The sequence below is a fragment of the Bradyrhizobium nitroreducens genome, assembly GCF_002776695.1.
In the GTDB taxonomy this organism is placed as follows: Bacteria; Pseudomonadota; Alphaproteobacteria; order Rhizobiales; family Xanthobacteraceae; genus Bradyrhizobium; species Bradyrhizobium nitroreducens.
Genome location: NZ_LFJC01000003.1, coordinates 5,796,265 through 5,818,528, shown reverse-complemented (window position 1 = coordinate 5,818,528; position 22,264 = coordinate 5,796,265). Strand labels below are relative to the sequence as shown.

Below are 22,264 nucleotides of genomic sequence, written 5' to 3'. Positions count from 1 at the left end.
GTTCCAGTGGGATGGAGGATTGTGCAGAGAGTTTAGTGGACGAGCGGCGGATTGCCAGCGGCACGAGCGGATGGCGGGTCGCCAGGGCGTGCATTTGCGGAAAATGGCTTGGCTGATCGAGCTCTCTCGCCACCGTCATCCCGGGGCGCGACGAAGTCGCGAGCCCGGGATGACAGCGGAGGATGACGCGACAGCCGCGCCTACTCCGCCAGCGTGAATTGCAGCAGCAGGGTGCGCTGGAGCATCGAGAAATTGTCGTCGGAGATCAGCGTCAGCACGGTCTCGCCCTCGGCCGTGACATGGGCGTCGATGCCTTCCATGTTGTCGATCTCGTGGCCGAGATCGGCGGCGAACAAAGCGGGGCCGTCGACCAGCGCGCCCGGTGCGATGGACTTCAGGGGGATCGAGCGGATGCGGATGTTGACGCCGGTGAACCAGGAGAATTTGCGCTCGAGGATCAGGAGCTCGCCGGAGGGCAAGAGCACGGCGTCGCTGATGTCGTATTTCTCGGTGCGGCGCACGCTGAACTGGCCGGGCGAGGCGCCGCCGATCAGGAAGGCTGTGAGGTTGCCGTCATGGTCGAGCCCCCGCTCGGAGAAGGCGATCAGCGTGCCCGCCAGCGGCATGTTCTGGTCCTTGCCTTTGTACTTTTCTTGGGGCACGACGACCAGCGCCTCCAGTCCCTTGTTGGACGGCAGCTTGCGCACGCCCGCCGGCACCGGCACCACCTCGCCGCGCGCGCGCGTGCCACCTTTTGAGAAATCATAGCGCAGGATCTGGTTGACCCGCTCGAGCCCGACATAGACGAGGCTGCCGTCCCGCGCGATCGATTCCGAATCCCACCACAGCGGCTTCTCGGTGATCGGCCGGCCCTCGGCCCCGAGCAGCGGCGCGGCCTCGACGTCGTCGAGGCCAACCATCCTGCCACCGGAATAGCGGATGGTCCCGGTGAACCAGCCGCCCTGGTCGGAGACCGCGAGGAAGCGCTCGCCCTTGGCATCGAGCCGGATGCCGGACAGGCCACCGAAGCCGCGATAGCGCGAGGTCAGCACCAGGCCGCTGCGGTACTCCAGCGAGCCGAAGCGCGTGCGCGTGCGGTCGCGCGGCTCGAAATTCGGAATGGGGCGCGCGTTGACCTCGACGCCGACGGGCTCGCTGACAGCGTTCTCGATCGCAAGCGCGCGCCGCGGCGGCTCGGCCGCGCCCTGCGCCAGAACGGTGCGGGAGGCTGCAAGAGTGGAGACTCCCGCCGCAGCGTATTTGAGAAAGCTGCGGCGGGATGAGTGCGTGCTCACGAATGCAATTTGCGTCGCGGGCGACCGGCCGGCTGGGTGGGCGCGGTGTTGGTCTCGCTGAACAGCTCGGCGAGCTTCTCGGTGATGGCGCCGCCGAGCTCTTCCGCATCCACGATCGTCACGGCGCGGCGATAGTAGCGCGTGACGTCATGGCCGATGCCGATCGCGATCAGCTCGACCGGCGAGCGGGTCTCGATCTCCTCGATGATGTGGCGCAGGTGCCGCTCGAGATAATTGCCGGGATTGACCGACAGCGTGGAATCGTCGACCGGCGCGCCGTCCGAGATCATCATCAGGATCTTGCGCTGCTCGGGCCGGCCGAGCAGGCGCTTGTGCGCCCAGTCCAGCGCCTCGCCGTCGATGTTCTCCTTCAAGAGCCCCTCGCGCATCATCAGGCCGAGATTCTTCCGCGCACGGCGCCAGGGGGCGTCGGCGGATTTGTAGATGATGTGGCGGAGATCGTTGAGGCGGCCGGGATTGGCCGGCTTGCCGGCGGCAAGCCACGCCTCGCGCGATTGCCCGCCCTTCCAGGCGCGCGTGGTGAAGCCCAGAATCTCGACCTTGACGCCGCAACGCTCCAGCGTGCGCGCGAGGATGTCGGCGCAGGTCGCGGCGACCGTAATGGGGCGTCCGCGCATCGAGCCGGAATTGTCGAGCAGCAGCGTCACCACGGTGTCGCGGAACGTCGCCTCCTTCTCGTGCATGAAGGACAGCGGGTGATAGGGATCGGTGACGACGCGCGACAGCCGCGCGGGGTCGAGGATGCCCTCTTCGAGATCGAACTCCCAGGCGCGGTTCTGCTGCGCCATCAGCTTGCGCTGCAGCCGGTTGGCGAGACGGGCGACGATGCCCTGCAGATGCGCGAGCTGCTTGTCGAGATAGGCGCGCAGGCGCTCCAGCTCGTCATGGTCGCAGAGGTCTTCGGCCGCGATGACCTCGTCGAACTTGGGCGCGAAGGCGTGGTATTCCGGCCCGCGCGGCTCGTTCTTGCCGTGCTGGTTCGGACGCGTTGCCTCGCCCGGCGTCTCGTCGTCGCCGAGCTCGCCGTCGTCGAAGGTGTCGGAGGTCGAGGCCTGCGCGCTTTCCATCGCGCTCTCGCTCATCTCCTCGCTCGACGCCTGCGCCTGGTCGGCGCTCATCTCCTGGGCGGCATCGGAATCGGGCGACCCTTCCGCACCGGACTGGTCGTTGTCGCCGTCCTGGTTCTCGTCGTTGTCGTCATTGTCCTCGCTGTCGGCGTTGCGCTCGTCGCCGAGCTCCAGCGCCGTCAGGAGGTCGTGCACGGCATCGCCGAACCTGGTCTGGTCCTCGACGAGAGTATCGAGCCGGTCGAGCCGCTTGCCGATCTTGTCCTCGAGGATGGGGCGCCAGAGATCCACCATCTTCTTGGCGGCGGTCGGCGGCGCAAGACCCGTCAGGCGCTCGCGCACCAGCATCGCCAGCGCGTCCGCGAGCGGCGCGTCGGCGCGATCGGTGATCTCGTCGAACTTGCCGCGATGGAAATGGTCGTCGAGCATCGCCGTGAGGTTTTTCGCAACGCCCGCCATGCGGCGCGCGCCGATCGCCTCGACGCGGGCCTGCTCCACCGCCTCGAACACGCCGCGCGCCTGCGGATTGCCCGGCATCAGCTTGCGATGCAGTTTTGCATCGTGACAGGCGATCTTGAGCGCGATGGAATCGGCATGGCCGCGCACGATCGCGGCGTCGCGCTTGGTCATTTTTCGCGCGGGTTCGGGCAAACGGGCTTTGCCGGGCGCGAGGCCCGGACGCTCGGCCGCGAAGGAGACGTCGAGCTCGGGCGATTTCGCGATCGCCTTCAGGCAGGAGGCCACCGAGCGCTTGAACGGCTCGGTCGGCGCTTCCTTGGAGCTGCGGAATTTGGAGTTGGAGGTGGTCATGGGATCGGCCGAAGCTCCAGCAACATGTTATTCTTCCGGCGACCGGAGATCGTCAAATTCGATGACGCGCGTCGTTCGGTCAGCCGGCCCGCCTTCAGCAATGCGATCTGAGCATCGACCCAGCCATAGAGATCGTCCTCGTAGCGGGCGGGCGCGGTCGATGTTTCGTTCGACCCGGGGCGGACTTTGCCGGTCGTCGTGCTCATCGCATTCGCCTTCTCTGCAGAATCCAAGGGGGCCAACCGATCAAAGCGCCTTCTTAAATCGAAACCAAGTCATCCCGGCTTCCGGAAAGTCGTCAACCTGTCCGTAGATCGCGTAGCCATTCTTGCTATAGAAGGCCGGCGCCTGAAACGAATAGGTATCCACCAGAACACCAACTGCACCTCTCTTCTTCGATTCAGCTTCTGCCGTACGAAGCAATGAGGTCCCAAAGCCGCGGCGACGATATCGGTCTTCTACCCATAAAAGAGTGAAGACCATCCAATGACCAACACCTTCGGCGACCAAACCGCCTCGCGCATCGTCATTCTCTCTGACAGTCACCGCAAACGACTTTGGCGCACCGGCCGTTTGATGCTGCCGATTGAAGGCCTCGAGACCGGCTGCGACGAATTTCTTCGTCGCGCCGTAAGTTGTCTCGATCCGGACCTCCAACGTCCCGAACCCTAGCTCAGCGCCACGTTCACCGCCGATTCCGGCAGCTCTGCATTGAAGCAGCGCTGGTAGAATTCGGCGACCAGGGGACGCTCGAGCTCGTCGCACTTGTTCAGGAACGTGACGCGGAAGGCGAAACCGATATCGCCGAAGATGTCGGCGTTCTCCGCCCAGGTGATCACCGTACGCGGGCTCATCACCGTCGACAGATCGCCATTGGCGAAGGCGTTGCGGGTGAGATCGGCAAGGCGCACCATCTTGTTGACGATGTCGCGGCCCTCCTGGGTGCGATAGTGCTTGGCCTTCGCCAGCACGATCTCGACCTCCTCGTCATGGCTGAGATAGTTCAGCGTGGTGACGATCGACCAGCGGTCCATCTGGCCCTGGTTGATCTGCTGGGTGCCGTGATAGAGGCCCGAGGTGTCGCCGAGGCCGACGGTGTTGGCGGTGGCGAACAGGCGGAACGCCGGATGCGGCTTGATCACCTTGTTCTGGTCGAGCAGCGTCAGGCGGCCCGAGACTTCGAGCACGCGCTGGATCACGAACATCACGTCCGGGCGGCCGGCATCGTATTCGTCGAACACCAGCGCGACGTTGTGCTGCAGCGCCCAGGGCAGGATGCCGTCGCGGAATTCGGTGACCTGCTTGCCGTCGCGGACCACGATGGAGTCCTTGCCGACGAGGTCGATACGGCTGATGTGGCTGTCGAGGTTGACGCGCACGCAGGGCCAGTTCAGGCGGGCCGCGACCTGCTCGATATGGGTGGACTTGCCGGTGCCGTGATAGCCGGTCACCATCACGCGGCGGTTGCGGGCGAAGCCGGCGAGAATGGCGAGCGTGGTGGCGCGGTCGAAGCGATAATCGGGGTCGACATCGGGCACGTGAGGATCGACTTCGGAATAGGCGGGCACTTCGAGATCGCTGTCGATCCCGAACACCTGGCGCACCGACACCTTCATGTCGGGCAGACCGGAAACTTCCTCAACTTTGGACATGGCGGCGGTCGTCATCAATCCTCCGAGGTCCCGGGCGATCCCGAGACCAGTTATTGCACGTTGGCTGCGGCTGGGTGCGGCTGCGAACCTATCAGAGACAACGAGCCGGCAGAAGCCCGCCCGCCAATCAAAGTTCCGTTGTCTTTTCATTTAGATAGGCAAGGAACGCAGTTTTTGGAGGGCTGCCTTGCGAATCACGCCCAAATTCGGGCGGGGTTCGAAGGGTCACCCCCGCGAATGGCACTTTGGCCGCATGCCCTTACTTATGTAGGGTCAGAAGCCCCGCGCTCCAGCCCCGCAAGAGACGACGTGACGTCCTTTCTCGATCCCCTCATAGCCTTCGTTTCCGCCCATCCGTGGCTGGCCTATCTGACCCTGTTCCTGGCGGCGCTGCTCGAAGCGGTCCCGGTGGTGGGATCGGTGATCCCCGGCTCGACCATCATCCTGGCGCTCAGCGCGCTGGTCCCGGGTGGCGAGCTGATGCTGCCGTGGGTACTGCTGGCCGCCGCAGCCGGCGCCGTGCTCGGCGACGGCTCGGCCTATTGGATCGGGCACCGGCAGCAGCGCGGAATCCTCAACACCTGGCCGCTGACCAATTATCCGCGCGTGGTTTCGGAGAGCGAGAGCTTCTTCCACCGCTTCGGCACCTGGGCCGTGTTCTTCGCCCGCTTCGTACCGCCGATCCGCGCCTTCGTGCCGGTCACGGCCGGTGCGCTCGGCATGGCGCCGGCGAGGTTCTATGCGGTGAACATCCCGGCGATCCTGGTCTGGGCCCCCGCCCATGTGCTGCCGGGCGTGCTGGCGGTGTCGGCCCTGCACGAATATGCCGGGCTGCATCACCACGCGCATGTCGGCAAGCACATCTGGATGCTGACGGTGGTGGGCATTGCGATCGCCGGGGGGCTGGCGGTGTGGATCTATCGGAGGCGGCAGAACGGTGGCGTCGCGGAAGCGAAGCCGCGGGCGTAGATCTTACCCTCCCCTGGAGGGGGAGGGTCGGTACGCATGGAGCGCAGCGAAATGCGTAGCGGGGTGGGGTGACGGTCTCCCCACATCCAACAGTATCCGAGTGGAGAGATCACCCCACCCCGCTCGCGCTGCGCGCGATCGACCCTCCCCCTCCAGGGGAGGGTGGAAGCCTATAGCCTATGCTGACGTTCTCCTCCCCGGCGCCGGTCCCACATACCTTGCCCGCGGCCGGATCAACTTTCCGAACTGCAATTGCTCGCTGGCATGGGCGATCCAGCCGACGCTGCGGGCCATTGCGAACAGCGCGAGCTCGCTGCCCGCGGGCAGGCGCAGCGCGTGCACGAGCACGGCGAGCGCATAGTCGATGTTGACGAACTCGCCGGTGGCTTCCGCGATGCGCTCCGGCACCTCGCGGGTGAATTTTCGCGGCGCGCCGGCGCGCGACAGCGCATTCAGCAGCGATTGCGCGCGGGGATCGCCGCGCTTGTAGACGCCGTGGCCGAAGCCGGCAAAGCGCTCGCCGAGCGCGACGCGCTCGCGCACGACAGGGGCGACGTCGCGATCGATCAGCGTCTTGACGAGCTGCGAAGCCAGCACGCCGGCGCCGCCATGCTTTGGGCCTTTCAGCGCGGCGAGGCCGGCGATCACGGCATCATAGAGGTTGAGGCCGGTCGAGGCCGCGCAGCGCGCGGTGAAGGTCGAGGCGTTCAGCTCGTGATCGGCCAGCAGCACCAGCGCGCGGCGGATCAGGTCGGGCGCGTGCTTGTTGTCCGCGGCCCAGGCTGTTGCGATCTGCTGATGCAACGGCCCGGCCGAGGGCTCTGCATTGAGCATGGTCGCGACCAGCAGACGGACGATACGCCCGCCGACCATGGCGCGGCCATCGGGCGCACGCGTGAACGCGCGGGGATCGACGCTCGCCGCCAGTGCGAGCACGGCGATGGCGCGGTCGATCGGCGCGGCCCGGCGCGCGGCCTGCCCGATCATGCGCATCTCCTCGGACAGCGCGGGCTGATTGTCGGGCGCGAACGGATCGACGTCGGAGACGTCCCAGAGCAGCGTCGCGGTGTGCTCCAGCGTGTCGCTCTCGGAAAGATCGACGCAATTGACGCCGCGATAGATCGCGCCCTCCTCGGTGATGGTCGAGATCTCGGTATCCATCACCGGCAGGTCGGCATCGAAGCTGCGCAGGCCGCGCGGCTCCGGAGACGGGATGCGGCGCTCCTTGAGCGCGCGGACGTCCTCGGCCCGGTAGCGGTTCTTCCGCGAATCCGGCGTCGGCTCGGAGCGGATCAGGCCGCGGCTGACATAGGCGTAGAGCGTGGCCGGCGAGATCGCGAGCTCAGCTGCGGCTTCCCGGGCGGATAGATAGAGCGCCGAAGAATTTTTCATATTGATTTATGTAATCAAGATTGATCAATGTGTCGAGAGGCCCGACCTTTCCCCTGCGTGCAATGCAAAAGGGAGATTTGGGCCATGAACATCCACCTCACCAAAAGCCAGATCGGGCTGGACGGCGTTCCCGCGGCCGAGACCGTGCTGAGCCATGTCGATGGCGAGCGCGGCGAATTGATCATTGCCGGGGAGCACGTCGGACGCCTCGCCGCCAAGTCGAGCTTCGAGGGCGTCACCGCCCGGCTCTGGAACGGCGCCAGCAAGACCACCCTCACCGAAGCCAATGTGCGCTCACACCTCGGCATTGCGCGCGAGCGCGCCTTCGCCCGCCTGCCGGACCTGCTGCCGGCAACGCGCGGCATGGGCGTCATCGACGGGTTTCGCGCGGCGGTCGCAGGACTTCGCGCCGAGCACGGGCTCGAGCACGAGGCGACCATCGTCGGCGCGTTTCCCGTCATCGCGGGCGCGCTGGTCCGGCGCGCCAAGGGGCTGGAGCCGGTCGCCCCCGACCCCGATGTGAGCCATGCGACCGATACGCTGCGCATGCTGCACGGACGCGCGCCTGAAACCCGCGAAGTCACCGCGCTCGATGCCTATCTCGTCACCGCCAGCGACCACGGCATGAACGCCTCGACCTTCACCGCGCGCGTGGTGGCCTCGACGCAGGCCGATCTGTTCGCAGCCGTCACCGCAGGCTATTGCGCGCTGACCGGCCCGCTGCACGGCGGCGCGCCGGAGCCGGTGCTGGAAATGCTGGACGCGATCGGCTCGCGCGAGCGCATAAAACCCTGGGTGGATGCGGCGCTGGCCCGCGGTGAGCGCATGATGGGCTTCGGCCACCGCGTCTATCGCGTGCGCGATCCGCGCGCCGACGTGCTCAAGACCGCGGTCGAGGCGCTTGCCTCCAACGGCACCGATTTGCCCTTTGCCGGCGAGGTCGAGGCCTATATCCGCAGCGCGCTGCGCAAGAAGAATCCGGAGCGGCCGCTGGAGACGAATGTGGAGTTCTTCACCGCGATCCTGCTCGATGCGCTGGCGATCCCAAGGCAGGCGTTCACGCCGATCTTCGCGGTCGCGCGCGCCGCAGGCTGGACCGCGCATGCGCGCGAACAGCAGCGCACCGGGCGGCTGATCAGGCCGAGCTCGTCATACGTGGGCGCGATGCCGGAGGCGTGATAGCGCCGCATAACGGCATGTCGTCCCGGCGGAACGCCGGGACCCATACCGCGTGATCTATCGATAGCAGGGGGTGGGAGTACCGCAGGAAGACTTCTTCACTGCGAGTCTTCGCCAAACTACTTCCTGGGGTTCTGGGTCCCGGATCTGCGCTCCGCTGCGCTTGTCCGGGACGACACCAAGGGTGTGGCGACAAGTGGGGCAGCTTACGCCTCCCGCACCACCGTCTTCAGATAATTATACGCCTTGATGATCTCGATCAGGCGGTCTTCGGTCGAGCGGTCGCCGCCATTGGCGTCGGGGTGGTGCTGCTTGACCAGCGCCTTGTACTTGCTCTTGACGTCGGCGAGCGTGGAATCGGGGCCGAGGCCCATCACCTGCAGCGCCTTGCGCTCGGCGTTCATCACCTTGCGCGTCTCGGCTTTGGGCGCGGCTTCGGGCCCCTTCCGCCAGCTGGCGCGGCCGTTGATCTCGGAGAACATGCTGAACGGATCGGACGCCATGTCGATCTCGGCTTCCGCACCCTTCTTGCCGCCATTGGCGCCCATCTTCCAGGTCGGACGGTGGCCGGTCAGCGCGTCCTTCTGGTAGCGCGCGACGGCGTCGGCGTTCATGCCGGAGAAGAAATTGTAGTTCTGGTTGTACTCGCGCACATGGTTCAGGCAGAAGTGCCAGTACTCGCGCTGGTTCTCGCGGCCCTTCGGCGCGCGATGCGCGCCTTTGTTCTGGCATCCGGCCCATTCGCAGCCGACCGCGGTGTCGCGCGGCTTTACTTCCGGCTGCTTGCCCCGCGGCTTGACGCGGATGGAGTCGAAGAACTTCGATGAATCGATTGGCATGGCTGACTTTGACTACGCAATGCAAAAACCTTCAAGTCTTGACATTGCAATTCGCTGCAAACCCGGCAAATAACGGGTGCGACCTCTGCACCCGAATGGCACAACATGGCTATGCGAGACACTATCAGCAACAAGTTGCAGGAAGCTTTCACGCCGGAAAGCCTGCAAGTCGTCGACGAGTCACATTTGCATGAGGGCCATGCCGGGCATCGGCCGGGCGGGGAGACGCACTACCGCGTCTATATTGTGTCGAATGCCTTCCAAGGGAAGAGCCGGGTCGACCGCCATCGCATGATAAATGCGGCGCTGGCCGCGGAACTCTCCGGCAGCGTGCACGCACTGGCGATCCAGGCCAAGGCGCCGGGGGAAGGTTGATCTCCTCTTACCCTCCCCTGGAGGGGGAGGGTCGCTTCACACCGAGCGCAGCGAGATGTGAAGCGGGGTGGGGTGACGGTCTTTCCGCGCTGAGCACTGCCCGAGTGGAGAGATCACCCCACCCCGCTCGCGCTACGCGCGATCGACCCTCCCCCTCCAGGGGAGGGTAAGAATCAAAACGACGTCCCCGCCCGTCTCGGCTTGGCCTCTTCCAGCTCCGTCTCGCGCGGCACCGGTGAAATACGGAGCGCGGTGATGCGGTTGCGCTCGCGGCGGAGAACGCGGAAGCGGAAGCCGTGGAACGTAAAACTCTGGCCGCGGTCGGGGATCGAGCGCGCCTCGTGGATGACGAGGCCGGCGACCGTGGTTGCCTCTTCATCGGGCAGATGCCAGTCCATGGCGCGGTTGAGATCGCGGATCGGCACCGAGCCGTCGACCACGACCGAGCCGTCCGGCTGAGCGCGCACGCCGGCGACGACGACGTCGTGCTCGTCGGAGATGTCGCCGACGATCTCCTCCAAAATGTCTTCCAGCGTCACGAGGCCTTCGACTTCGCCGTACTCGTCGACGACCAGCGCGAAATGGGTTTTTCGTCGGCGGAAGGCCTTGAGCTGCTCCGAGACGGGGCGCATCTCCGGCACGAACCAGGGCGGCAGCGCGATGGTGGAGACGTCGATGCGCGAGGTGTCGCCGTCGGCGGCACGGATCGCGCGCAGGAGATCCTTGGCGTGGAGCACGCCGATGATGTTTTCCGGCTTCTCGCGCCAGAGCGGGATGCGGGTGTACTCGGTGGCCAGCACCTCGCGCACCAGCTCTTCCGGCGGCAAATCGGCGTTGATCATCATCATCTCGGTGCGATGGATCATGACGTCCGAGACCTGGAGCTCGCGCAGGTCCAGAAGGCCGCCGAGCATGTCGCGGTCCTGCTTCTCGAACTTGCCCTCGTGGTGCAGCAGGTCGACCGCGCCGCGCAGGCGCTCGGTCGGCGACAGGATCGCCTGGTGCTCGCCGGCGAGGCCGAACAGGCGCAGCAGCAGGCGAACGATGACTTCGACGATCTTGAGCAGCGGCCCCAGCACGTACATCGTCAGCCGCATCGGGCGCGCGACCGCGAGCGCCATGCGATCCGGCGCGTTGATGGCAATGGTCTTCGGCAGCACCTCGGCGAAGATCACGACCAGCGCGGTCATCACGCCGGTGGCATAGAGCACGCCGACATCGCCGAACCAGGCGGTGAAGATGGAGGTCGCAAGCGCAGACGCGCTGATATTGGCGATGTTGTTGCCGAGCAGCAGTGCGCCGATCAGGCGCTCGCGCATGTCGAGCAGATCAGAGACGACGTCGGCGTCGCGATTACCCTGCTTGGAGAGGCGGAGCATGCTGGCGCGCGAGGCGCCGGTCAGCGCAGTCTCGCTCGCAGCGAAGAAACCCGAGACGAGCAGGCAGAGAATGACGATGGTGAATCCGAGCCAGTCCATGAACCACTCAACAGAAGTTCAATCGCGCATCAAGCCTTTTGCGCGAGCTTCTCTTTCAGGAAATCGCGCACCGGCGCCGGCTCGACATCACCAGCGATCACGGCGCGCCCGACGGCCTCCAGCAGGATGAAGGTGAGCTTGCCCCGCTTGACCTTCTTGTCCTGCGCCATCAGGGCCATCAACGCGTCGGCGTCGGCAAGCCCCTCCTGCGCAAAGCCGGCGATGTCCTGCAGGCGGGTCGGGAGCCCCGCTTCGATCAGATGCCGTTCGACGCGCGCCGCGTCCTGCTCGCCGATCATGCCGAGCCGGGCCGAGAACTGCGCCGCCAGCGTCATGCCGATGGCAACGCCCTCGCCGTGGAACAGGCGGTCGGAGAAACCGGTGGCCGCTTCCAGCGCGTGACCGAAGGTGTGGCCGAGATTGAGCAGCGCGCGTTCGCCGGTCTCGCGCTCGTCACGAGAGACGACGCCCGCCTTGGCGCGGCAGGAGGTCGCGATCGCGTGCTCGCGCGCCGAGCCGCCCTTGAAGATATCGGAATGGTTCTTTTCCAGCCAGGAGAAGAAGGCCTCGTCCCCGAGCACGCCATATTTGGCAACCTCGGCATAGCCGGCGCGGAACTGGCGCGGCGACAACGTGTCCAGCACGGCGGTGTCGGCGATGACGAGCACCGGCTGGTGGAAGGCCCCCAGCAGGTTCTTGCCCTGCGGCGAGTTGATGCCGGTCTTGCCGCCGACGGAGGAATCGACCTGCGCCAGCAGCGAGGTCGGCACCTGCACGAAGTCGACGCCGCGCCGCAGGATCGCCGCGGCAAAGCCGGCGAGATCGCCGACCACGCCGCCGCCGAGCGCGATGACGAGATCATTGCGCTCGATCCTGGCGGCGATCAGGGCCTCGCTGACCTTCTCCAGGCCGGCATAGGTCTTGGAGATCTCGCCTTCCTCGACCACGATGCGCGAGGTCGGGATGCCGGCAGCGGCGAGCGAGGCTTCGGTCGGCTCGAGCCAGTGTTTTGCGACGGTGCGATCGGTCACGATCGCGGTGCGCACGCCGGGGCGCAAGCTTGCGATCCGTTCGCCAAGCGAGGCCAGCACGCCGCGGCCGATGACGATGTCATAGGCGCGGTCGCCGAGCGCGACGTCGACGGTGACGGGATCGGAATGTTTCAAGGGGGCAGTCATCTCAACGCACTCGCGACGTCGGCAGGGGGTTGGGCGGCATGCTCGCCGCAAAGATGGGCGTGCAGCGCCGCGATGCACTCCTCGACGATTCGGTCGTGCGGAACGTCGCGCGATGCGATGGTGAGATCAGCCTTGCCATAGATCGGCTCGCGCTCGGTGAGCAGGCGCGTCACGGTTCCTTCGGGATCGGCGGTCTGGAGCAGCGGACGGTCGGCGCGGCGGCGCACGCGGCGCATGATGACGTCATGGTCCGCCCGCAGCCAGATCGACACCGCCTTCGCGGCGATGCGCGCGCGCGTCTCCTCGCGCATGAAGGCGCCGCCGCCGGTCGCCAGCACCACAGGCCCGCCGTCGAGCAGCCGCGCGATCACCCGCGCCTCGCCGTCACGGAAATACGATTCGCCATGGCGCTCGAAGATCTCCGGAATGCTCATCTGGGCCGACGTCTCGATCTCGGTGTCGGCATCGACGAAGGGCAGCTTGAGCCTGAGCGCCATGCGACGGCCGATGGTGGACTTGCCCACCCCCATCATACCGACGAGCACGATCGAGCGCGCCCCGAGCGCCGACAGGATGTCGGCCTCTAGCGAAGCTGGTATCGGCAACGCGGCGTCGGACATGTCTCGCTCGACTGGATCTCGCTCGATCTGCCGCCAAAGGCGGCAGCTTTGGCCACCTATACGACCCCGAGGGGGCCCTCGCCAGAGGACTCTTGCCACGAAACGGCGAACATGTTGGATGATTTCATTGGTTAATTTGCCCGCCTCGACCCTGACCTGGACCTGCTCCCGAGATCCTGCCGATGCCCAGCCTGTTCCGCTTCCTGACGGTCGTCGCCGTGATCGCCGGCATCGTCTATGGCGTGGTCTTCGCACTGGCCAATTTCGTCAGTCCCAAGTCGCGGGAAATGACGGTGACGATTCCGCCGGATAAGTTTCTCAAGAAATAGGAGCTAGCCTGAAGGGCATGCGCAACCCGCCCTCAGACGCCAAGCTCACCGGCCTGTTCCTCGACATGCTCGCGGCGGAACAGGGTGCCGGGCCCAATACGCTCGACGCCTATCGCCGCGACCTCACCGATTTCTCGGAATTTCTGGGCCGCGCCGGCCATACATTCGTGGACGCCGAGACGCAGACGCTGCGCGACTATCTCGCCGATCTCGACACCCGCGGCTTCAAATCCACCAGCGTCGCTCGCCGCCTGTCGGCGATGCGGCATCTCTATCGCTTCCTGCTGAACGAGCGCATCCGCAGTGAGGATCCCGCCGCGATCCTGTCCGGCCCCAAGCGCGGGCGCGGCCTGCCGAAAGTGCTGTCGATATCAGATGTCGACCGCATGCTCCGCCGCGCCAAGGAATTGAGCGAGGCGGAGGACGCCTCGCCCGCCAAGCGGCTGCGGTCTTTAAGGCTCTATTGCCTGCTCGAGGTGCTCTACGCCACGGGCCTGCGCGTCTCCGAGCTGGTGGCGCTGCCGCGTTCGGCCGCCAAGCGCGATGCGCGCATGATCGTGGTGCGCGGCAAGGGCAACAAGGAACGCCTGGTGCCGCTCAACGACGCCTCGCGCCAGGCGATGGCGGATTATCTCGCCGCGACGGAAGCCGCGAAGACCGAGAAGAAGAAAGACAGCCTCGCCGCCTCGAAATGGCTGTTCCCCTCGTTCGGCGAGAGCGGACATCTGACGCGGCAGCATTTCGCCCGCGACTTGAAGGAGCTCGCGGTCGCCTCCGGGCTTCAGGCCCGGCTGGTCTCCCCGCACGTGCTGCGCCACGCCTTTGCCAGCCACCTCCTGCACAATGGCGCGGATTTGCGCATCGTGCAGACCCTGCTCGGCCACACCGACATCTCCACGACCCAGATCTACACCCATGTGGTCGAGGAGCGGCTGAAGAGCCTGGTGCGCGACCTGCACCCGCTGGCGGAGAAGTAGTGGTCGCCGTAGCCCGGATGGAGCGACGCGAAATCCGGGGTTCTCACCTCGCGGACAGACCTTCCCGGATTGCGCGTCGCTCCATCCGGGCTACGGGCAACCCGTGAAACCGCCTTGACTTCGGCCACATCTCCGCAGAAAGAGCCGGGGCCTCATTCGTGATTTGGCGCGCTCCCGCGGGCGCACAGGTCAAGTCCTTGAAGACGCTACACTTCTTTCCCCGGCCCCGACCTCGCTTCGCTCTCGAGCCCCGTCCCCCTATATTGAGTTGATGCAAGACCAGATGCGCAGCTATCTCGACTTCGAAAAGCCCGTCGCCGAGCTCGACTCCAAGGTCGACGAGCTCAGGACGCTCGCGGCCTCCGGCACCGACATCTCCGAGGAGATCGGGAAGATCGAGGACAAGGCGGCACAGGCGCTGGCCGATCTCTATCAAAACCTGACGCCCTGGCAGAAGACGCTGGTGGCGCGGCATCCGCAGCGGCCGCATTTCAACGACTTCATCAAGGGCCTGATCACCGAATTCACCCCGCTCGCCGGCGACCGCAAGTTCGGCGAGGACGAGGCGCTGGTCGCCGGATTCGGCCGTTTCCGCGGCGAGGCGATCTGCGTGATGGGTCAGGAAAAGGGCGATTCCACCGAGAGCCGCATCAAGCACAATTTCGGCATGGCGCGGCCGGAAGGTTATCGCAAATGCGTGCGGCTGATGGAGATGGCCGAGCGGTTCGGCCTGCCGGTGCTGTCGCTGGCCGATTCCGCCGGCGCCTATCCCGGCATCGGCGCCGAGGAGCGGGGCCAGGCCGAAGCCATCGCGCGCTCGACCGATGCCTGCATGGCACTGACCGTGCCGAACGTCGCCATCATCACCGGCGAGGGCATGTCGGGCGGCGCCATCGCCATCACCACCGCCAACAAGGTGTTGATGCTGGAGCACGCCATCTACAGCGTGATCTCGCCGGAAGCGGCCTCATCGATCCTCTGGCGCGACGGCACCAAGGCGCAGGAAGCCGCCAACAACATGAAGATCACCGCCCAGGACATGCTCCGCTTCGGGGTGATCGACAGCATCCTGAAGGAGCCGGTTGGCGGCGCCCACCGCGACCCCGCCGCCATGATCGCCACCACCGGTGATGCGATCGCCAAGGCCTTCGACGAGCTCCGGGGGATGGACGGCAACGCCATCCGCCAGCAGCGCCGGCAGAAATTCCTCGATATCGGCCGGAAACTGGGCTGATTCGGGTTCTCTTCCGTGTCCCGGACGTGGTGCGGCACGAAGTGACGCTCCGCAGAGCCGGGACCCAGCAGCTTCCGCGCGTCGCCTCAAGCAATGGGCCCCGGCTCAGCAGCGCACCGCCAAAGGGGCGCTGCGCTGCGTCCGGGGCACGAGACTGCCGCACAGCTCCCCGGTAACCTCGCGTTAACCCTTTTTTTGCCCAAATCGGCGATCTGAGTTTGGTCTGGGCCGAAAGGCCCTAGTTCCGTCCCAACTGGCGTCCATTCAGTCTTCGTTGACCATGCCGATGGGCCAACGGCCTCGTGATCCCCGCTCGGGTTGCGACCACATGACCCAGAGGTTAGAATTTTAATCAATGGCTTCAGGGCATAAGCGCTGGGGCGTGAGCTGAAAAAGCCCGTTTGACGGGTCCGGTTCGCCGGTCGGATCACGCACCAAACGAATTGGGGTTCGCGCTTTCTGCCCGGCACGGTGTGGGGTCCATCTTGATTTCTCGTTCGCTTGCTCGCGCGCTTTTGGCTTCGGTTGCGCTGATGACGGCCGGCGTTCTGCTGTCCGGCTGCGACACCGACCAGGTCTCGCTCGCTACCAACGCCAAGGCCAACCAGCCGGTGCCGCCGAAGCTGCTCGCCGCGATGGCCGAGAAGGACATGGATCTGCAATCGCCGATCCTGGTGCGCCTGTTCAAGCAGGAGGCCGAGCTCGAGGTCTGGAAGCAGACCCGCTCGGGCCAGTTCGCACTGCTCAAGACCTATCCGATCTGCCGCTGGTCGGGCGACTTGGGTCCGAAGGTGCGCGAAGGCGACCGCCAGGCGCCGGAGGGATTCTACTCGATCAATCCGAGCCAGATGAATCCGCAATCGGCCTACTACCTGTCCTTCAACACGGGTTACCCGAACGCGTTCGACAAGGCGCTGGGTCGCACCGGCTCGCAGCTGATGGTGCACGGCGATTGCTCCTCGCGCGGCTGCTACGCCATGACGGACGAGCAGATCGCGGAGATCTACTCGCTCGGGCGGGAATCCTTCTTCGGCGGCCAGAAGGCGTTCCAGCTGCAGGCCTATCCGTTCAAGATGACGCCGGTGAACATGGCCAGGCACCGGAACAATCCGAACATGCCGTTCTGGAAGATGATCAAGGAAGGCTATGATCATTTCGAGGTGACGCGGCAGGAGCCGAAGGTCGATTTCTGCGAGAAGAAGTACGTCTTTGACGCGACCAAGCCGGCCGACGCCAAGCGCGATCCGGTGTTCGACGCCTCGGCCAAATGCCCGGCCTATGTGATCCCCGAGGAGATCGCGAGCGCTGTGCGCGAGAAGCAGCAGCAGGACGAGGCCGCGGTCGCCAGGCTGGTCGCCAAAGGCACGCCAGTGGCGCGCATGAACACCGGCATCGACGGCGGCATGAACAAGATCTTCGCCGCCAAGATTCCGGAAGGCTCGACCGGCCTGTCCGAGGGCGCCGAAGGCACCACGCTGCAGATGCTGGCGATGGCGAAGGCGCCGGGCACCATCCCCGGCCACGTCAATCCGCCCAAGCCCAATCTCGATTCCGTGGCGTCCGCGCCGGCGCCGCAGGAAGAGCCGGTCGTCGCCGTGGCTGCGCCCGCGACCAGCACCCGCGTAGCCACCGCTCAGCCCACTGAGAAGTCCCAGGAAAAGTCGCAAGGCTTCTTCTCCAACCTCGGCCGCAAGATGGGCATGGGCTCATCCGAGACGACCGCGACCACCCCGCCGCCACAAGCCACCGCGTCCGTGGCCCCGGCCGCCGCCGTGACGCCGCCGACCGCCGCGTCGCGGCTGAAGGCCGCCGTGACCCGCTTCGTGCCGGGCCACGACAAGTCCAAGGAAACGGCGAAGTACACGGCGAAGGACGCGAAGCCGGCTGCGACCGTGGCCGCCAAGCCCGTCGAGCCGGCGAAGCCCGACACCCGCCTCGCCCAGACGCGGCCTGCGCTGAAGCCGTCGGTGGGCGATGGCGCAGGTGAAGCGACGCAAATCATGGGCGCCGCGCCGGTGGTGTCGTCGAACTCGTTCGACAGCCGCTTTGGGGCGGTGAAGTAAGCGGGCGACGCCGCGCCTTCCGGAGTAAACCAAGCTCAGCGTGCTGATTGTCCTTCCCTGCGGATGGGCTCATCGCTGCAATGGCCACGTGCGATCCGCCAGCTTGCCGGCAGGTCTGACCTCGCAGAGCGGGACGCAGGACATCGCGACTTGGAAAAGGCCGGGATGTGCCGGATTGTGTCGCCCGGTTACCCAACTATAGTTATGCTGCTGGCTCTTTCGCGCTGCACATGAGTGGATTTGGGCATCTCGATCATCTGATTGACCGCATCTACGAGGCCGGGCTCATACCGTCGTTGTGGCCCGAGCTGCTCGATGAGATCGGCAACGCGGTCGGCGGCAACGGCGGGCTGCTTTTCGCGGTACGCGACGGCTATGTCAGCGGGATCAATTCCGCCAATCACGACCAGACCATGTCCCGGTTCATGCAAGAGGGATGGAGTGAGCGCGATCCGCTGCTGCCGCGTGCGGCCGCTCTCAACTACGCCGGCTTCCTCAATGATGGAGACCTTGTCTCGGAGGAGGAGATCGCGACCAATGACGTGTACCGCAATTTCTACCGCAGGCACGGAATCGGCTACAGGGCCGGGACCATCATTCCAATACCGAGCGGCGATTCGATTGCGATCGTCATGCCGCGACACCAGGACAACGGACCGGTGCCGCGCGAGGTCGTCTCGTTCCTCGATCGCCTGAGGCCTCATCTGGCTCGAGCCTCCCTGACTGCGAACCGCCTTGGCTTCGAGCGTGCGCGCGCGCAAGCCGAGGCATTGCAGGCCATTGGGCTGCCCGGAGCGATATTGCGCGAACGAGGCAGGTTGCTCGCGGCGAACGGCCTGTTCGAAGCGCTGATGCCGACGCTGTTCCAAGATCGCGCAGAGCGGTTGACCCTGGCCGATGGCGCTGCGGACGGATTGTTCTTGGCGGCGCTGGGGACCTCGTTCGTCGGCAACAGCCCGGCCGTCAAGTCCATCGCCATCGCAGCGGCGATGGATCGCGTACCGATGGTTCTGCATGTCGTGCCGGTGCGCGGATCGGCACGCGATATCTTCACGCTGGCCACCTTCATGCTCATTCTAACCCCCGTCGATCGCGGCGCGGTCCCGAGTGCGGAAGTCCTGCAAGGGCTGTTCGACCTGACGCCGGCAGAGGCCCAGGTCGCACGTGGCGTTGCACAGGCCGGATCGATCGATGCGCTCGCAGCAAAAATCGGCGTGACGCGCGAGACGGTGCGCACGCAGCTCAAAGCCGTGCTTTCAAAGACCGGCCTTTCCCGTCAGCAGGAGCTCGTCAGCTTGCTCGCGGGCAAGGCATTGCGCGGCGGCTAGTGCGTTTTCGAGCAAAGTGGACACCGGTTCGCGTGAAGAAAACGCGTCAAAACAAGAATCTAGAGCTTCGGTTCTGATTCAATCAGAACCGAAAATGCTCTGACGTTCAACCAGCAGCAGCCATCCCATCGCGGCTGCCGTCGGGGGTGACGATGGCTTTCAATCCGCCGAGCTCGGACTCGGCAAGAACGAGCCGCCATCCATAAGCACTCAGTACGTCCTGAACGATCGCGAGACCGAGGCCGGCTCCCTCGCCGCGCTCATCCAGCCTTGCCCCGCGTTCGAGCACGCGTGAACGTTCGGCGGGCGCGATTCCCGGGCCATCATCCTCGACCGTGATCGTCGGTTTCGCGGCATCCGCGCCAATGCGCACCTGGTTTCTGGCGTGACGGGCAGCGTTTTCCAGGAGATTGCCCAGCACTTCCGCCAGATCAGTCCGATCGAGTGGCACGCTCGGCTCGCCCGTTATGCAGGTCCTGAAGTCGAGCCGCTGCGCTGCGGGCGTGCGCGCAAGTGTCAGCATCAGGGTCTGGACAAGCGGTCTGAGGGGCGTGGAAATACCGCCGCGCAGTCGTGCCGTTCCCCTCGCCCGGGCACGCGCCAGTTCGCGATCGACGTGGCGGCTCATCGCATCGCCGACGGCTTCGATGGCCTGGGCGACATCCTGCTCGCCCCGTTGGCGCAAAAGCGCGACATCGGCAGCGAGTGCGGCAAGCGGCGTCTTCAGCCCATGCGCCAAGTCGGCGGCGCGGCTGCGCGAACGCTCGATCTCGCGTTCCTGGGCGTCGATCAGGCTGTTGACCTCCTCCACCAGGGGCTTCACCTCGGCAGGGACATCGACGGGGAGATGCTTGCGTTGCCCGGAGCGGACGTCCGCGACGCCGCGGCGAAGCGCGTCGAGCGGGCGCAAGCCCAGTCCGACCTGGATCGAGGTGGCCGCCGCCAGCACCAGGCCCAGCACGCCGAGCGCCAGCGCCAGATCCCTGGCGAAGTGCGAGGCAGCGGCCGATACACGGGCGAGATCGGCCGCCACCGCGACGCGCACCGGCGCGCGGCGATCTCCCACGGTCAGCAGCACGCGACGTTCGCTGACCAGGAGCTGCGCGTTCGCCGGGCCAACGATGACGTGACGGTGCAACTCGCCAGGCGATGGCTCATCCCGCGGCAGGTCCAGAGCCGTATCCCATAGTGAGCGCGAGCGCAGCACCTGGCCGCCGTCGTCCGACACCTGCCAATACAGGCCCGAGAGCGGGTCGGCAAAGCGCGGATCGGCCGGCGGCCGGCCGACCATCAGCGTGCCCTGCGCGTCGGCGTCGATACCCGCCACGAGTTGCTTGAGATAGACGTCGAGCTCGTCGCCGACGGTTCGTGAAACGTGGCGTTCGAACAGCAGCGTCAGCCCGACGCCGGCAAGGGTGAGCGCAATCAGGATGGCCACCACTCCGCCGGCCACCAGCCTCAGCCGTAGCGAGCCCGAGCTCACGGCGCTGTGTCCGGCACCAGATAGCCGAAGCCGCGCCTGGTCTCGATCAGATCGGCGCCGAGCTTCTTGCGTACGCGGCCAACCAGCACTTCGAGCGCGTTCGACTCGTGGTCCTCGCCGTGGCCATAGACGTTTTCATCCAGCTCCTGCTGCGACACCACGCGGCCACGATGGTGGAGGAGAAAGGCAACCAGGCGGTATTCCAATGGCGACAGCGCCACTGGAACGCCGCGCAGCGTCACCTTCATCTGACGCTCGTCGAGTTCGACGTCGCCGGCGACGATCCGTGAGGAGGCATGGCCCGCCGAGCGGCGTACGATCGAGCGCAGCCGTGCCAGCAACTCCTCCATGCGGAACGGCTTGGGCAGGTAGTCGTCGGCGCCCGCATCGATCCCGTCGACGCGCTCGGCCCAGCTGCCGCGCGCCGTCAGGATCAGCACCGGCACGGTCCGTCCGTTCGCGCGCCAGCGCTTGAGCACCGCCAGGCCGTCCATGCCGGGCAAGCCGAGATCAAGGATGATGGCGCCGTAGTCCTCGGTATCACCGCGGAACCAGGCCTCCTCGCCGTTGTGGACGGTCTCGACCACATAGCCGGCCGCGCGCAGCGCCCTCTCCACATCGGCCGCGATCCGTCGGTCGTCCTCCACGAGTAGCAGGCGCATCATTTCTCCTTGATGCGTTCGATCTCGCCGCTGCGCGCATCGACGTGCACCTGGTAGAGGCGGCCCTTCTCGTCGACGATGCGAAACTCGTAGATCCAGCGGTCGCGCGCGCGTTCTATTTCGATGCCGGCAACCTGCCCCGGCAGCTTGCCACGAAGCGACGCAAGAATGTCGGCGAGCGACTTGATCTCGCCCGCCTCGACTGCGCGGCGAACCGCGTCGGGCGCGCCTCTATCGTGGTCGCCTGCGGTCGCCGGCAGCGGCGCGAGCACGAGGCCTGCCAGCAGCGGCACCGCGAGGAATTCCAGGAAACCAGGTGTTCGCATGAGTAGAGAATGCCCCAATCAACCTGACAAATTGCTGACGTGGATCAACAGGCGCCGGTCAGGGCCCTTCTGCCAAAGTCCGCGCATCGCCTCGCCGCATGACGCGGCCGGGGCGCCACACGCCGGAGAGAACCATGCGCAAGATCACCATCATCGCCGCCACCGCCGTCCTGCTTGCAGCCGCAGCGACGGCTCATGCCGGCAGCCTCGGGCGGCCCTGCACTGCAGCGCCGCAGGCGAGCTGGCTATCGCTCGAACAATTGCAGGCCAAGATCGAAGCCCAAGGCTACAAGGTCCAGAAGGCCAAGCTCAAGAACGCGTGTGGCGAACTCTACACGATCGACAAGTCCGGCAGCCGGGTCGAACTGTTCGTCGATCCGACCAGCGGCCAGATTGTCGGTCAGCTGTAAAGGGCCGCATCATGAGCGCCATTCACGACGCGATCGAGGCCGGCGGCGAGACGCCGTCGGCCTCGGTCAAGGTCTGGGACCCCTTCGTGCGCGTGTTCCATTGGTCGCTGGCCGGGCTGTTTCTGCTCGCTTATGCGACCGGCGACGAGATCAAGAACGTCCATATCGCCGCCGGCTACACGATTGCCGGATTGCTGACACTGCGCATTTTGTGGGGCCTCGTGGGGCCGCGCCATGCGCGCTTCAGCGACTTCGTGCGCTCGCCGCGCGCCGTGCTCGCCTATATGCGCGCCGTGGCGCTGCTCAAGGCGCCACGCTATCTCGGGCACAATCCGGCGGGCGGCGCGATGGTCGTGGCGCTGATCGTCATGCTGATCGGCACCTGCGCCACCGGCTACATGATGACGACCGACAGCTTCTGGGGCGCCAAATGGGTGGAAGAGGTGCATGAGGCGCTCGCCAACCTCACGATCGGCCTCGTCGTCGTTCATGTGCTTGGCGTCCTGGTCGCGAGCTTCGAGCACCGCGAGAACCTGGTGAAGGCGATGATCACCGGGAGGAAGCGTCGGTCGTGAGC

23 protein-coding genes are annotated in these 22,264 nt (G+C 65.9%); 10 read left to right on the top strand and 13 right to left on the bottom strand.

The genetic code is table 11. The features are described from left to right. Positions 1-200: 200 nt before the first annotated feature. The 5 genes from TSA1_RS27910 to cobS are packed head-to-tail and all read right to left on the bottom strand — an operon-like array spanning position 201 to position 4,845. Positions 201-1,295: an esterase-like activity of phytase family protein gene (locus TSA1_RS27910; RefSeq protein WP_100179148.1), complete on the bottom strand. Its 1,095-nt coding sequence runs from the start codon at positions 1,293-1,295 to the stop codon at positions 201-203. After that, a complete protein-coding gene (gene cobT / locus TSA1_RS27905) occupies positions 1,292-3,193 on the bottom strand; it encodes a cobaltochelatase subunit CobT (protein ID WP_100179147.1) in 1,902 nt (633 codons plus the stop codon). The genes TSA1_RS27910 and cobT overlap by 4 nt, the downstream gene beginning before the upstream one ends. After that, positions 3,190-3,399: a hypothetical protein gene (locus tag TSA1_RS40095; RefSeq protein ID WP_174719105.1), complete on the bottom strand. Its 210-nt coding sequence runs from the start codon at positions 3,397-3,399 to the stop codon at positions 3,190-3,192. The genes cobT and TSA1_RS40095 overlap by 4 nt, the downstream gene beginning before the upstream one ends. Before the next feature lie 40 nt (positions 3,400-3,439). Beyond that, positions 3,440-3,850, bottom strand: coding sequence for a GNAT family N-acetyltransferase (locus tag TSA1_RS27895; RefSeq protein WP_161497267.1), 411 nt, complete (start codon positions 3,848-3,850; stop codon positions 3,440-3,442). An 11-nt stretch (positions 3,851-3,861) separates the two neighbouring features. Continuing rightward, positions 3,862-4,845 (bottom strand): cobaltochelatase subunit CobS, encoded by a 984-nt coding sequence (gene cobS, locus TSA1_RS27890; RefSeq protein ID WP_430649779.1) that lies wholly within the window; start codon positions 4,843-4,845, stop codon positions 3,862-3,864. A 309-nt stretch (positions 4,846-5,154) separates the two neighbouring features. Between cobS and TSA1_RS27885 the strand changes: the two genes are divergently transcribed. Beyond that, on the top strand, positions 5,155-5,814 hold the full coding sequence (locus TSA1_RS27885; RefSeq protein ID WP_100179144.1) for a DedA family protein: 660 nt from the start codon (positions 5,155-5,157) through the stop codon (positions 5,812-5,814). 177 nt (positions 5,815-5,991) lie between these two features. On the opposite strand, the gene TSA1_RS27880 is transcribed toward TSA1_RS27885, so the two are convergent. After that, positions 5,992-7,206 (bottom strand): citrate synthase family protein, encoded by a 1,215-nt coding sequence (locus TSA1_RS27880; RefSeq protein ID WP_100179143.1) that lies wholly within the window; start codon positions 7,204-7,206, stop codon positions 5,992-5,994. Between the two features lie 84 nt (positions 7,207-7,290). Here TSA1_RS27880 and TSA1_RS27875 point away from each other — a divergent pair, with 84 nt between their 5' ends. Beyond that, on the top strand, positions 7,291-8,385 hold the full coding sequence (locus TSA1_RS27875; protein WP_100179142.1) for a citrate synthase/methylcitrate synthase: 1,095 nt from the start codon (positions 7,291-7,293) through the stop codon (positions 8,383-8,385). Positions 8,386-8,591: 206 nt separating this feature from the next. Here the strand turns inward: TSA1_RS27875 and TSA1_RS27870 are convergent, their stop codons facing one another. After that, a complete protein-coding gene (locus TSA1_RS27870) occupies positions 8,592-9,224 on the bottom strand; it encodes a J domain-containing protein (protein ID WP_100179141.1) in 633 nt (210 codons plus the stop codon). Between the two features lie 105 nt (positions 9,225-9,329). Between TSA1_RS27870 and TSA1_RS27865 the strand changes: the two genes are divergently transcribed. Beyond that, complete coding sequence (locus TSA1_RS27865) at positions 9,330-9,599, top strand: BolA family protein (protein ID WP_100179140.1); 270 nt, start codon at positions 9,330-9,332, stop codon at positions 9,597-9,599. Between the two features lie 173 nt (positions 9,600-9,772). On the opposite strand, the gene TSA1_RS27860 is transcribed toward TSA1_RS27865, so the two are convergent. The 3 genes from TSA1_RS27860 to TSA1_RS27850 are packed head-to-tail and all read right to left on the bottom strand — an operon-like array spanning position 9,773 to position 12,875. After that, positions 9,773-11,077, bottom strand: a complete 1,305-nt coding sequence (locus tag TSA1_RS27860; RefSeq protein WP_100179139.1) for an HlyC/CorC family transporter — start codon at positions 11,075-11,077, stop codon at positions 9,773-9,775. A gap of 29 nt (positions 11,078-11,106) precedes the next feature. After that, positions 11,107-12,255, bottom strand: coding sequence for a 3-dehydroquinate synthase (gene aroB / locus TSA1_RS27855; RefSeq protein WP_100179138.1), 1,149 nt, complete (start codon positions 12,253-12,255; stop codon positions 11,107-11,109). Beyond that, entirely contained in the window at positions 12,252-12,875 is a 624-nt protein-coding gene (locus tag TSA1_RS27850; RefSeq protein ID WP_174719104.1) for a shikimate kinase, read from the bottom strand. The genes aroB and TSA1_RS27850 overlap by 4 nt, the downstream gene beginning before the upstream one ends. Positions 12,876-13,057: 182 nt before the next feature. On the opposite strand from TSA1_RS27850, the gene TSA1_RS27845 reads away from it, so the two are divergent. From TSA1_RS27845 to TSA1_RS27825, 5 genes are all read left to right on the top strand, one after another. Beyond that, complete coding sequence (locus TSA1_RS27845; RefSeq protein ID WP_014439243.1) at positions 13,058-13,204, top strand: hypothetical protein; 147 nt, start codon at positions 13,058-13,060, stop codon at positions 13,202-13,204. Between the two features lie 17 nt (positions 13,205-13,221). Next, positions 13,222-14,181: a site-specific tyrosine recombinase XerD gene (xerD, locus tag TSA1_RS27840; protein WP_100179136.1), complete on the top strand. Its 960-nt coding sequence runs from the start codon at positions 13,222-13,224 to the stop codon at positions 14,179-14,181. Positions 14,182-14,452: 271 nt separating this feature from the next. Then, positions 14,453-15,415, top strand: coding sequence for an acetyl-CoA carboxylase carboxyltransferase subunit alpha (locus tag TSA1_RS27835; protein WP_100179135.1), 963 nt, complete (start codon positions 14,453-14,455; stop codon positions 15,413-15,415). 533 nt (positions 15,416-15,948) lie between these two features. Further along, on the top strand, positions 15,949-17,478 hold the full coding sequence (locus TSA1_RS27830; RefSeq protein WP_245448433.1) for a L,D-transpeptidase family protein: 1,530 nt from the start codon (positions 15,949-15,951) through the stop codon (positions 17,476-17,478). Positions 17,479-17,645: 167 nt separating this feature from the next. Then, positions 17,646-18,806 carry a helix-turn-helix transcriptional regulator gene (locus tag TSA1_RS27825; RefSeq protein WP_145984382.1) on the top strand — a complete coding sequence of 387 codons (1,161 nt, stop codon included), beginning with the start codon at positions 17,646-17,648 and terminating at the stop codon, positions 18,804-18,806. A gap of 106 nt (positions 18,807-18,912) precedes the next feature. On the opposite strand, the gene TSA1_RS27820 is transcribed toward TSA1_RS27825, so the two are convergent. From TSA1_RS27820 to TSA1_RS27810, 3 genes are read right to left on the bottom strand one after another with little or no spacing between them, the layout of a single operon-like run. Next, entirely contained in the window at positions 18,913-20,289 is a 1,377-nt protein-coding gene (locus tag TSA1_RS27820) for a sensor histidine kinase (RefSeq protein ID WP_100179132.1), read from the bottom strand. Next, a complete protein-coding gene (locus tag TSA1_RS27815) occupies positions 20,286-20,951 on the bottom strand; it encodes a response regulator transcription factor (protein WP_100181366.1) in 666 nt (221 codons plus the stop codon). The genes TSA1_RS27820 and TSA1_RS27815 overlap by 4 nt, the downstream gene beginning before the upstream one ends. Beyond that, entirely contained in the window at positions 20,951-21,277 is a 327-nt protein-coding gene (locus TSA1_RS27810; RefSeq protein ID WP_100179131.1) for a PepSY domain-containing protein, read from the bottom strand. The genes TSA1_RS27815 and TSA1_RS27810 overlap by 1 nt, the downstream gene beginning before the upstream one ends. Before the next feature lie 134 nt (positions 21,278-21,411). Between TSA1_RS27810 and TSA1_RS27805 the strand changes: the two genes are divergently transcribed. Both TSA1_RS27805 and TSA1_RS27800 read left to right on the top strand, forming a co-directional pair. Further along, entirely contained in the window at positions 21,412-21,687 is a 276-nt protein-coding gene (locus TSA1_RS27805; RefSeq protein WP_100179130.1) for a PepSY domain-containing protein, read from the top strand. Positions 21,688-21,698: 11 nt separating this feature from the next. Beyond that, positions 21,699-22,262, top strand: coding sequence for a cytochrome b/b6 domain-containing protein (locus TSA1_RS27800; RefSeq protein ID WP_100179129.1), 564 nt, complete (start codon positions 21,699-21,701; stop codon positions 22,260-22,262). The last annotated feature ends 2 nt before the right edge of the window (positions 22,263-22,264 follow it).

Bases quoted from the DNA above. Each gene is read 5' to 3' on its own strand.
- cobT (WP_100179147.1), bottom strand. From the start codon at position 3,193: ATGACCACCTCCAACTCCAAATTCCGCAGCTCCAAGGAAGCGCCGACC.
- TSA1_RS40095 (WP_174719105.1), bottom strand. From the start codon at position 3,399: ATGAGCACGACGACCGGCAAAGTCCGCCCCGGGTCGAACGAAACATCG.
- cobS (WP_430649779.1), bottom strand. From the start codon at position 4,845: ATGTCCAAAGTTGAGGAAGTTTCCGGTCTGCCCGACATGAAGGTGTCG.
- TSA1_RS27880 (WP_100179143.1), bottom strand. From the start codon at position 7,206: ATGAAAAATTCTTCGGCGCTCTATCTATCCGCCCGGGAAGCCGCAGCT.
- TSA1_RS27875 (WP_100179142.1), top strand. From the start codon at position 7,291: ATGAACATCCACCTCACCAAAAGCCAGATCGGGCTGGACGGCGTTCCC.
- TSA1_RS27870 (WP_100179141.1), bottom strand. From the start codon at position 9,224: ATGCCAATCGATTCATCGAAGTTCTTCGACTCCATCCGCGTCAAGCCG.
- TSA1_RS27865 (WP_100179140.1), top strand. From the start codon at position 9,330: ATGGCTATGCGAGACACTATCAGCAACAAGTTGCAGGAAGCTTTCACG.
- TSA1_RS27860 (WP_100179139.1), bottom strand. From the start codon at position 11,077: ATGGACTGGCTCGGATTCACCATCGTCATTCTCTGCCTGCTCGTCTCG.
- aroB (WP_100179138.1), bottom strand. From the start codon at position 12,255: ATGACTGCCCCCTTGAAACATTCCGATCCCGTCACCGTCGACGTCGCG.
- TSA1_RS27850 (WP_174719104.1), bottom strand. From the start codon at position 12,875: ATGTCCGACGCCGCGTTGCCGATACCAGCTTCGCTAGAGGCCGACATC.
- TSA1_RS27845 (WP_014439243.1), top strand. From the start codon at position 13,058: ATGCCCAGCCTGTTCCGCTTCCTGACGGTCGTCGCCGTGATCGCCGGC.
- xerD (WP_100179136.1), top strand. From the start codon at position 13,222: ATGCGCAACCCGCCCTCAGACGCCAAGCTCACCGGCCTGTTCCTCGAC.
- TSA1_RS27835 (WP_100179135.1), top strand. From the start codon at position 14,453: ATGCAAGACCAGATGCGCAGCTATCTCGACTTCGAAAAGCCCGTCGCC.
- TSA1_RS27830 (WP_245448433.1), top strand. From the start codon at position 15,949: ATGACGGCCGGCGTTCTGCTGTCCGGCTGCGACACCGACCAGGTCTCG.
- TSA1_RS27815 (WP_100181366.1), bottom strand. From the start codon at position 20,951: ATGCGCCTGCTACTCGTGGAGGACGACCGACGGATCGCGGCCGATGTG.
- TSA1_RS27810 (WP_100179131.1), bottom strand. From the start codon at position 21,277: ATGCGAACACCTGGTTTCCTGGAATTCCTCGCGGTGCCGCTGCTGGCA.
- TSA1_RS27805 (WP_100179130.1), top strand. From the start codon at position 21,412: ATGCGCAAGATCACCATCATCGCCGCCACCGCCGTCCTGCTTGCAGCC.
- TSA1_RS27800 (WP_100179129.1), top strand. From the start codon at position 21,699: ATGAGCGCCATTCACGACGCGATCGAGGCCGGCGGCGAGACGCCGTCG.